Source organism: uncultured Anaerococcus sp. (assembly GCF_937934665.1).
Classification (GTDB): Bacteria; Bacillota; Clostridia; order Tissierellales; family Peptoniphilaceae; genus Anaerococcus.
Genome location: NZ_CALGYW010000162.1, coordinates 1 through 9621 on the forward strand (window position 1 = coordinate 1; position 9621 = coordinate 9621).

Below are 9621 nucleotides of genomic sequence, written 5' to 3' on the forward strand. Positions count from 1 at the left end.
TATTATCCAATAAAATATTCTGTTTGACAAAAAGCACCTAAGTGGGTGCTTTTTGCATTTGATAGGGACGGGAAAAGGCTCCCGACCCTCAAAAAAAGAGGTATAATATAAAGAACGAAAGGCTTTTTATGATTATAAATAACTTAACAGACTTAGAAAAATTTGCAAAAAAACTCGCTCCTCTCCTAAAAGAGGGCGATGTCATAAACCTAGTAGGTGATATGGGAGCAGGAAAAACCACCCTTGTTAATGCTATAGCGAGGTTTTTTGGTATAAGTGACTCATCCTCACCTACCTTTGCTATAGTTAATATCTATGAGGGTGAAAAAACTATCTACCACTTAGACCTATATAGGTTTGATAATCCTGATGACCTACTAGATATTGATTTTGAGACCTATTTCTACCCAGAAGGGGCAATCACCTTCCTAGAATGGGCAGAAAATGGCGAAGGTTACCTGCCAGATGAGATGGTAAACATAAGAATAGATAAGCTTAGCCCAGATACTAGGGATATAGAGATACTCAAGGATACACAAAGAGGGAGACAGATTAATGAATTACTTGGCAATTGATACATCAACTATGATTTCCACAGTGACAGTGGCAGATGATAAGGAAATTTTAGGCGACTTTAACGTAAACCAAGCAAAAACCCATTCAGAAAGCCTGGTGCCAATGATAGAAAGTCTCTTGAGGCTACTCGGCATGACTGTAAAAGATATAGATAAATTTGTAATAGCTGAAGGACCAGGGTCTTTTACAGGGCTAAGGATAGGGATGACTATAGCAAAGACCCTAGCCCAGGTAGAAAATAAAGACCTACTTACAGTTTCAACCTTAAAGGCCATGGCCGCAGGATCTACTTCTAACAGGGCTAAACTTGCCTTATTAGATGCCAGATCTACCAGGGTTTATGGAGCACTTTTTGATGAAAATCTAGAAGAAATTATCCCTCAAAACCTCTATGAAATTGATGATCTTTCCAAGATAGTAAATGAAAAAAATCTTGAAATTGAAATGATAGGCCTATTAAATGACAAGTACTTTGACAAATTTGAAAGAGCGAAAAAAGCCCCTATAAATATAAATAACTGCCTAGGAGGGGGGCTAATAAGACTTGCTCAAGAAGAAAACTTAAAAGCAAGGCCTCTTTATGAGATAAGTCCAAACTACCTAAGAAAGAGCCAGGCGGAAAGAGAGTACGGAAAAAAGTGATTAGAGAAATGGCACTTGAGGATGCCGACAGGGTCTATGAGATTGAAAACGAATCTTTTTTTAAACCCTGGGCTAAAAAAAGGCTCCTCAAAGAATTTGAAGAAAATTCCTTCCTCAAACACTTTGTTTACGAAAAAGATGGGGAGGTTGTTGGGTTTTATATAATAAGTTGTATAGCAGACCTTGTTGAAATCCTCACCATAGCAGTCGATAAGGACCATAGGCAAGAAGGCATAGGATCAAGTCTTTTAGCCCACCTTATATCCTACGCTGAAGATCAAAAGGCAAGTGAAATTTGGCTAGAAGCCTCAACCAAGAATACAGCCGCCGTCAATCTTTATAAAAAATACGGTTTTAAAATCCAATCCATAAGGAAAAACTATTACCAAAAGACAGGCGAAGATGCCTACAATATGATAAGGATAATGTCATGACAGACTTTTATACCCTTGCGATAGAGACATCTTGCGATGACTCCTCTGTTGCAATTTTAAAAAATGATAGAGAAATTTTAACAAACTTAATATCAAGCCAAATTGATATCCACGCCCTCTTTGGAGGGGTAGTGCCAGAGATAGCATCTAGAAAGCACCTCGAGGCTATAAACCCTCTCATAGATAAGGCGCTGGAAGAAGCTGGCCTAGGCTATGATGACCTAGACCTAATAACAGTAACCAAGGGACCAGGCCTCATTGGTTCTCTTTTGGTGGGCATTTCTGCCGCCAAGGCCCTAGCCCTTGCTACAGGTCTTCCCCTAGTGGGAGCCAACCACATGAAGGGCCACATCTGTGCCAACTACCTTTCAAATAAGGACCTCAAGCCACCCTTTGTATGCCTAGTAGTATCAGGCGGCCACACCTACTTATGCAAGGTCAAGGACTACAACGACATAGAAGTTGTAGGATCAACCAGGGATGATGCCGCAGGAGAATCCTTTGATAAGGTCGCAAGAAAAATTGGTCTAGGTTATCCAGGCGGGCCAAAGATAGATAAGCTTGCCAAAAAAGGAAATCCTGAAGCTATCGACTTTCCAAGAGTCATGCTAGAAAAAGGCTCCTATGACTTTTCTTTTTCAGGACTAAAAACAGCAGTTTTAAACTACGCCCACAACGAAGAGCAAAAGGGCAATGAAATAAATAAGGCAGACCTTGCCGCATCCTTCCAAGATGCTGTGGTAGACGTCCTTGTAGAAAAGTCCCTTAAGCTTCTTTGTGAAACAGGCTACGATCAATTTGCCATATCAGGCGGAGTTGCAGCAAACTCCAGGCTTAGGGAAAGAATGGGCGAAGAGCTAGAAAAACGAGACATAAAGTTTTACTACCCAGATACCATCCTTTGTACAGACAACGCAGCCATGATAGCCATGGCAGGCCACCTAGATTATCTGGACGGAGTTCGCGATAATACCTATATGAAAGTTTATCCAAACTTGGATTTATGATATGAGAAGAAGGAAGAAAAACTCAGACTTAAGAAAATATTATAAAATCAACATAGCCTCATCCATCATTTGGATCTTGATGGGGGTAGGGATAATAGGATTTGGCTTTTACTATAGGGAAAACTTAGAGAAAATCTTTGGAGTCCTTGCCATCCTAGTTGGTATAATATCAATAAACACAAGAAAAAAGCCTGCAGCTATCAAACGCTATGAGGAAAAAAGGCTACTAACACTCGCAGGTCTTTTGGTAATCTATTCCCTAGTAAATCCCCTAGGAAATATAGCCATCCTCTTTGATCTTTTCAAAAGAGACTTTGCCTTAAGGAGGAAACTAGATGAAAAAGCTTAAAAAATATGGCTTGCTAGCACTCTTCCTAGGCCTAATGATACTGCAAACATCTTGTGTAAAAAGAAGGGCAGCCTACCTAGAAAGGCAAAAATACACCAAGGAAAATACCCAAAGAAGGACTGCCGCCAACACAGATACCTTTTATCCAGAAAATATAACCGACTACTCAGTCGAGGACTACCTAAAATGGTACAAGGCCCTCAAAGCACCGCCAAAATTGCAGTTAGGAAGTTATGAAAATCCCAAACAGCTCACAAAGTCAGAAAAAGTAGCAGACTTTGAATATCTCTTTAAAGAACTCGAAGAGTCTTACCCCTTCTTTGAAGTCTTAAAGAGAAAGTATGACGTAGATTTTCTAAAAAATCACGATATCTATCTAAAAAAGGTAAAGACAGCCAAAACGGATGCAGACTTTATCAAGGTTCTAAACGAGATAATGGCAGATCTACACAACTATCACGCCAAAATAGCCGACTCAGCCTATGTTGACCAGACCTTAAAATATTATTCCCAAAACTGGAACCAACCATCAATTTATTATGAATTTTTAAACCTAAATAGGCAGGTTGTAAGAAATAGGTACGGCCTAGAAGGAGTCCAATCCAAACCATCCTCAGGCTCTATAAAAAGAAAGCAGAAGATTTCCCTTGTCAAAGATAGCAAAGAGCCCAACATCAGCCTAGAAACAAAAGACAGCCTTGCCATCCTAAAAATAAACCAGATGGGAGATATGACCAACTTAGACAAGGACAAAGAAGTCCTAGATGAGTTTCTAAAAAATAAACACATGTACAAGGCCCTAGTCCTAGACATCAGGGACAATGTTGGAGGAAATATGGACTACTGGCAGAGATTTCTCTTGCCAAAATTATCCAAAAACCCAAAACAGGTAGTAAACCAAATGTTCTTCAAAGATGCACCAAAAATAAGGCTCCTCTTAGAAGATGAAACCCTAAACATGGAAAACTTAGCCAATGTAGATATATCAGGTATAAAACTCGACCACTCAGAAGATTTAAGAGACTTTTCCTACTATATCAAAGATACCATAGTCATAAACCCAGACGAATCAGACAAGGACAATGGCTATGAAGGTCCTATATTTCTTTTAGTAGACGAAGACGTCTTCTCAGCTGCAGAAGGCTTCGCGTCCTTCATCAAACACACAGAATTTGCAACCATAGTAGGTAGCCAAACTGGAGGTGACGGTATAACGCTCGGGGTAATAAACTCCGTTCTCCCAAACTCAGGCCTAGTTTTCACCTACACCAACACCCTAGGCTACGATCCCAAAGGCCAAATAAACGAAGAAAACCCAACCACCCCAGACATAGAAAGTGCCTCCTATAGGCAGTCCATAGAAATAATTGAAAATATGATAAATAAATAAGAAAAGCTCCACAAAAGGCTCATTGAATTAGGGATTTTAGAAAACTGATTTAGAGAGTCTTTAGGTGGCAAGCAGAAAGGCTATGAGTTTAATGCTCATAGCCGTTTTTGCGGGTCTGTAAATAATTTTGTGTATCAACCTAAATCCTGATATAAGGGTAAGGGTTGATACATTTTTTATGTATCAATATTTGTCCATTCCTATAGGAATGGAGCTTTTTTTTAATTGTACTTGGGCTTAATAAACTGTCAAATTTTCATGAAAATTTGCAGCTGATTTCATACTAAATTTTTATCTTAATTAAAACCTCCCTTTAAAAAATATTGATAATTGGGATTAGATTTGGTCCCAACCACGGATCCTATAGGTCCACTCGCTTGAGGCATCTACCATTACTAGATACAAGCTTTTTTGTAGAGCATAGTCATTTGGAAATATGGTTTTATTTTTGGTAACTTTTCTTAGCTGCCTATTGAAGTTTTCCATAGCATTTGTTGTATATATCAGTTTTCTTATTCCTTCTGGATATTTAAAATATGTCGATAATTCTGTCCAGTTGTTCTTCCAAGAGCTTACACACATTGGATAGATTTTTTCTAGGGGTCTATTTTGCCACTCTTCTATGGTTGGTAGTATTTTGTTGGTTATTTTACTTACCATTGTTTCTGATATGCCAAAACCATAAATATCTTTGATGAGATTTGATATGTCTCTTGTTGTCAGGGCCTGCCCCAGCCAATAATATCCAACGAATAAAATGAGTTGATGATATTATTAGGCGAGGGTATTCCTTTGCCATACATTGATATTATTTGATTTTCTATGTTTGATATGTCTTTTTCAGCTTGTGCCCTATAGGGTATATTTTCTTAATGCTTGATGTTCGAAGGTTCCTTCTCTATCTTGTGGAATACTTAAGTCTATATTTCCGTAAGATGCTCTAACTGTTTTTTTACTTGAACCGTTTCTTGTATTTAATGATAGTGGTTTTTCTCCGTATTCATAGTCTAAATGCTCATCTAATTTTGCTTTTAAAAGTTCTTCCATTGTATCGCCTAGAAGGTCTTTTAGAGCTTCTTGAATATCTTGTGAACTTTTAGGATGATATTCTTCAATTAACATTTTTGCTATTTTGCTTCTTTTTGTCTCTGGTCTTTTTCTTGGCATAAAAATTCCTCCTGATTAGTTTTCACTTATTCTAATCAGGAGGTTTCTATACACAAAATTTCACACAGTCTCCGCCATGCTCATTTTTTTATTTATTTATATTCTCTTTTGTTCATTGAACAACAATCTAATCTTTCATTTCCAAAAGATTTTTTATTTTCTTTTGCTAGATTTTTCAAGAATTTTTCCCATCTATTTTTTATTGATTCAAAGATTTTCATATTTTACCTCCTAGGGTAATTATTTGTAAATTTTCTACAATAATATTTATACTGGAAAAAAATTATTTTTTCAATTTTTTATCTCCATTTTTCCTATCCCATAATTAAAGACAGGATATCTTTTCCAAAAGTAGAAAGATAAACTTCCATTTCATTATCTTTTAAAAATTCATCGATTGTTCTTTTTGCTACAAAAAACGCATCTTTTTTAGGAATTTTGATGATGCAATCGTCCTTCCATTTCTAATTTATATAACAAGCAAAATGATCCCAGATTCAGTTATGGATAAGGAAAAAATTGAATATGTAGAAGAAAATAAATAAAAGACCCAAAGTGGAGCTCTTTGTTTGAACAAAAGAGCCGCCCCGACCAAAACCAAAGAAACATCCCCAAAAGCCGCCCCGATCAAAACCAAAGACCCCCACGCGCCGTACCAAATGAAACCGAAGGTTGAGGGGGGACCTCATAAAACCGGGGCCATAATGAACGAAGGAATACATCCGCCCCCTTTGAAAAGCTAGGTAAAGAAAATCCCGCCATAGTAGAAGATGGGATAGTTGATTAAGATTAGTATCTAGCAAAAAATACAAAAGATTTAAAAAACTGATTGACACCAGCAAATCCACCAGTACCATAACATATAGAAATATTTCTATATGAGGTGGATTATGAGTGTTGACTATGAGAGTGTAGCTAAGAAGCTTAAGGTAATATCTGATCCTAAGAGGCTTAAGATTATTGATATCTTATCTTGTGATGAGCTTTGTGCTTGCCAGCTACTTGAAAAATTTGATATTAGCCAGCCTACCTTATCTCATGATATGAGAAAGCTCGAAGAAGCTGGTCTTGTGACTAGCAGGAGAGAGGGGAAAAATACCTACTACTCTTTAAATAAAGCTAGTTTGGATGAGATTGAGGAAAGCCTTGGACTTATATTTCATATCCAAGATGATTGTATTTGCAAGGAGTAAATCCAAAGCAAATATTTTTTCCTCGAACATATAGAGGTATTTAAATATGTCTATATGTATTTTTTACATATATTATGATTTTAAATTAAGGAGGATTTTATGAAGAAGATGTATATATATGAAGGTGCTATGTGTTGCTCAACAGGTGTATGTGGACCAAGCCCAGATGAGGAACTTATGAGAGTGTCTAGCCTAGTTGATAAGCTTACAAAAAGCGGAGCTAACATTCAAAGATATAACTTAACTAACAATACTAAGGAGTTTGTAGAAAACAAAACTATTAATAGTCTTTTAAATGAAAAGGGTGAAGACATCCTACCAGTAGTAATGGTTAATGGAGAAGTCCTTATGACAGGTAAGTACCCTAGCAATGAAGAGTTTTATGAAATGTTATTTTTATCTGATGATGCCTTAGAAGAAACAAACAACGATGATGGATCTTGCTGCTCTGGCAGTGGATGCTGCTGTTAATAGCAATAAAAAAAGAGTGTGAGTTTAAATGAAACAGTTTGATATTAAGGAAATTGACCTAAGTAAATACTTATTTTTCACAGGCAAGGGAGGAGTTGGAAAGACCTCTACAGCCTGTGCTAGCGCTGTAAGCCTTGCTGATATGGGAAATGAAGTCCTATTAATCAGTACCGACCCTGCTTCAAACCTCCAGGATGTCTTTGAAACTGAGCTTAATAATAAGGGTGTAAGGATAGAAGGTGTTGATGGGCTTACAGTTATAAACCTAGATCCTATAGAAGCTGCCAATGAGTATAAGGAAAGTGTAGTTGGTCCCTATAGAGGCCAGTTACCTGACAGTGTAATAGAAAATATGGAAGAGCAATTATCCGGATCTTGTACTGTTGAGATAGCTGCCTTTAATGAATTTTCTAAGTTTGTAACTGATGCTGATCTAAAAGACAAATATGATTATATAATCTTTGATACAGCACCAACTGGCCATACCCTAAGGATGCTCCAGCTACCTTCTGCTTGGACGAGCTTTATTAGCGAATCCACCCACGGAGCTTCCTGCCTAGGTCAATTATCAGGCCTAGAAGAAGAGAAGGAAACATACAAGTATGCTGTGGAAACCCTAGCTGATGGGAGCCTTACAAGCCTAGTATTAGTATCAAGACCTGAGGAAACTCCTCTTCTTGAAGCAAATAGAGCCTCTCATGAACTAGCAGAATTAGGTATTAACAATCAAATCCTTATCATAAATGGTCTATTAAGTGGCCATGATGATGAAGTTTCTAAAGCTTTCTATAAAAAACAAAAAGAAGCCCTAGATAAGATGCCAGAAGCTATTAAGGATCTTAAAACTTTCTTTATTCCACTTAGAGGATACAACTTAAATAGTATCGAAAACCTAAGGTCCCTACTGATTGAGGATAAGGATCATACTAGTGATGAAGATCTTAAGATAAATCAAACCCCTAGCCTAAAAGATATCATAGATGACCTATATAAGAATGAGAAAAAAGTTATCTTTACCATGGGCAAGGGTGGTGTAGGAAAGACTACAATGGCATCTGCTATAGCCAAGGGACTTCGAGATAAGGGACAGAAGGTCCACCTAACTACAACCGACCCAGCCAACCATTTGACTGGTATGATCAAAGAAGATGACTTATTAACTATAAGCCATATAGATGAAGAAGAAGAGCTTAAAAAATACCAAGAAGAAGTTTTAGAAAATGCTAAAAAAACCATGTCTGATGATGACTTGGAATATATAAAAGAAGACCTAAGATCACCATGTACTCAAGAGATAGCTGTATTTAGAGCCTTTGCAGATATAGTAGATAGGGCTGATGATGAGATTGTTGTCATAGATACAGCTCCAACAGGCCACACACTTCTGCTCCTAGATTCTACAGAAAGCTACAACACAGAGATAGAAAAAAACCAAGGTAATGTTCCAGAATCAGCAAAAAAACTTCTACCTAGACTAAAAAATAGTGATGAAACCGAGGTCCTAATTGTAACCCTTGCAGAACCTACTCCATTCTATGAGTCTCAAAGACTTGAAGAAGACCTAAAAAGAGCGGGAATTTATAGCAAGTGGTGGATTATAAATTCATCTATCTATAAGACCGGCTCTACCAACAAGACCCTAGAAGCCAAGGCTAAAAGTGAGCTAGAATGGATAAATAAGGTTGATGAGCGTACAGATGGAAACTTCACAATAATCCCATGGTCAAGTGATGAAATCAAGGGATCTAAGCTAGATAAATTAATTAAGTAGGTAGGTATGACAGAAAAAACAAAAGTTGCCTTTATATGCGTTCACAATTCTTGCAGGTCTCAGATAGCTGAGGCCCTTGGCAAGAAATTTGCTGGAGATAGAATAGATTTTTACTCTGCAGGAACTGAGCTAGTCCCTAGAATAAACCAAGATGCAGTAAGACTCATGAAAGAAATACACGGGATAGATATGGAAGCTCGCCAATATTCCAAGCTCATAGATGACCTACCAGAGATTGACTATGTCATATCTATGGGTTGCAATGTAGTCTGCCCTATACTTCCCTTTAAACACAAAAAGTATGACTGGGGCATAGAAGACCCTACTGGTAAGTCTGATGAAGAGTTTATCAAGGTAATAGGAGAAATTGAAGGAAAGTTAAAGGACTTAATCCGAGAAATAGATGAGGAGTTGGTGAGATGAAAAAACAGCAAGATATAAGTTTTTTTGAAAGAAATCTTACATTTTGGGTCTTGATATGCATGGCTATAGGTGTTTTAATTGGACGCTTCATCCCTGCTATTCCAGAGACTCTAGGAGAGTTTGAGTTTTACAATGTATCCATTCCAACAACTATACTTTTATGGATAATGATTTATCCTATGATGTTAAAGATTGATT

The 9621-nt window shown here is 37.3% G+C and carries 12 protein-coding genes and 1 pseudogene; 11 read left to right on the forward strand and 2 right to left on the reverse strand.

What is annotated here, in order from left to right; genetic code table 11:
* The first annotated feature begins 128 nt into the window (after positions 1-128).
* From tsaE to Q0410_RS08275, 6 genes are read left to right on the forward strand one after another with little or no spacing between them, the layout of a single operon-like run.
* Positions 129-575 (forward strand): tRNA (adenosine(37)-N6)-threonylcarbamoyltransferase complex ATPase subunit type 1 TsaE, encoded by a 447-nt coding sequence (gene tsaE, locus Q0410_RS08250; RefSeq protein WP_299035558.1) that lies wholly within the window; start codon positions 129-131, stop codon positions 573-575.
* On the forward strand, positions 556-1218 hold the full coding sequence (tsaB, locus tag Q0410_RS08255) for a tRNA (adenosine(37)-N6)-threonylcarbamoyltransferase complex dimerization subunit type 1 TsaB (RefSeq protein WP_299035561.1): 663 nt from the start codon (positions 556-558) through the stop codon (positions 1216-1218). The genes tsaE and tsaB overlap by 20 nt, the downstream gene beginning before the upstream one ends.
* Complete coding sequence (gene rimI, locus Q0410_RS08260; RefSeq protein ID WP_299035563.1) at positions 1215-1652, forward strand: ribosomal protein S18-alanine N-acetyltransferase; 438 nt, start codon at positions 1215-1217, stop codon at positions 1650-1652. The genes tsaB and rimI overlap by 4 nt, the downstream gene beginning before the upstream one ends.
* Positions 1649-2659, forward strand: a complete 1011-nt coding sequence (gene tsaD, locus Q0410_RS08265) for a tRNA (adenosine(37)-N6)-threonylcarbamoyltransferase complex transferase subunit TsaD (RefSeq protein ID WP_299035565.1) — start codon at positions 1649-1651, stop codon at positions 2657-2659. Before rimI ends, tsaD begins: the two co-directional genes overlap by 4 nt.
* A gap of 1 nt (position 2660) precedes the next feature.
* On the forward strand, positions 2661-3008 hold the full coding sequence (locus Q0410_RS08270; protein ID WP_299035567.1) for a hypothetical protein: 348 nt from the start codon (positions 2661-2663) through the stop codon (positions 3006-3008).
* Positions 2995-4398, forward strand: a complete 1404-nt coding sequence (locus Q0410_RS08275) for a S41 family peptidase (protein ID WP_299035569.1) — start codon at positions 2995-2997, stop codon at positions 4396-4398. The genes Q0410_RS08270 and Q0410_RS08275 overlap by 14 nt, the downstream gene beginning before the upstream one ends.
* 336 nt (positions 4399-4734) lie before the next feature.
* Here the strand turns inward: Q0410_RS08275 and Q0410_RS08280 are convergent.
* Both Q0410_RS08280 and Q0410_RS08285 read right to left on the reverse strand, forming a co-directional pair.
* Positions 4735-5520, reverse strand: a pseudogene (locus tag Q0410_RS08280) (transposase).
* A 137-nt stretch (positions 5521-5657) separates the two neighbouring features.
* Positions 5658-5786 (reverse strand): LDCC motif putative metal-binding protein, encoded by a 129-nt coding sequence (locus Q0410_RS08285; RefSeq protein ID WP_299035571.1) that lies wholly within the window; start codon positions 5784-5786, stop codon positions 5658-5660.
* A gap of 669 nt (positions 5787-6455) precedes the next feature.
* Between Q0410_RS08285 and Q0410_RS08290 the strand changes: the two genes are divergently transcribed.
* From Q0410_RS08290 to Q0410_RS08310, 5 genes are all read left to right on the forward strand, one after another.
* On the forward strand, positions 6456-6758 hold the full coding sequence (locus Q0410_RS08290; RefSeq protein WP_299035574.1) for a helix-turn-helix transcriptional regulator: 303 nt from the start codon (positions 6456-6458) through the stop codon (positions 6756-6758).
* Between the two features lie 99 nt (positions 6759-6857).
* Positions 6858-7229: an arsenite efflux transporter metallochaperone ArsD gene (arsD, locus tag Q0410_RS08295; RefSeq protein ID WP_299035577.1), complete on the forward strand. Its 372-nt coding sequence runs from the start codon at positions 6858-6860 to the stop codon at positions 7227-7229.
* Positions 7230-7257: 28 nt separating this feature from the next.
* Positions 7258-9000, forward strand: coding sequence for an arsenical pump-driving ATPase (gene arsA / locus Q0410_RS08300; RefSeq protein ID WP_299035580.1), 1743 nt, complete (start codon positions 7258-7260; stop codon positions 8998-9000).
* Positions 9001-9006: 6 nt separating this feature from the next.
* The gene (locus Q0410_RS08305; protein ID WP_299035583.1) at positions 9007-9423 is read left to right on the forward strand and encodes an arsenate reductase ArsC; all 417 of its coding nucleotides are present in this window, start codon (positions 9007-9009) and stop codon (positions 9421-9423) included.
* Positions 9420-9621: arsenic resistance protein (locus tag Q0410_RS08310; RefSeq protein ID WP_367178732.1), on the forward strand; the 202-nt coding region annotated here is incomplete at its 3' end. The genes Q0410_RS08305 and Q0410_RS08310, both read left to right, overlap by 4 nt.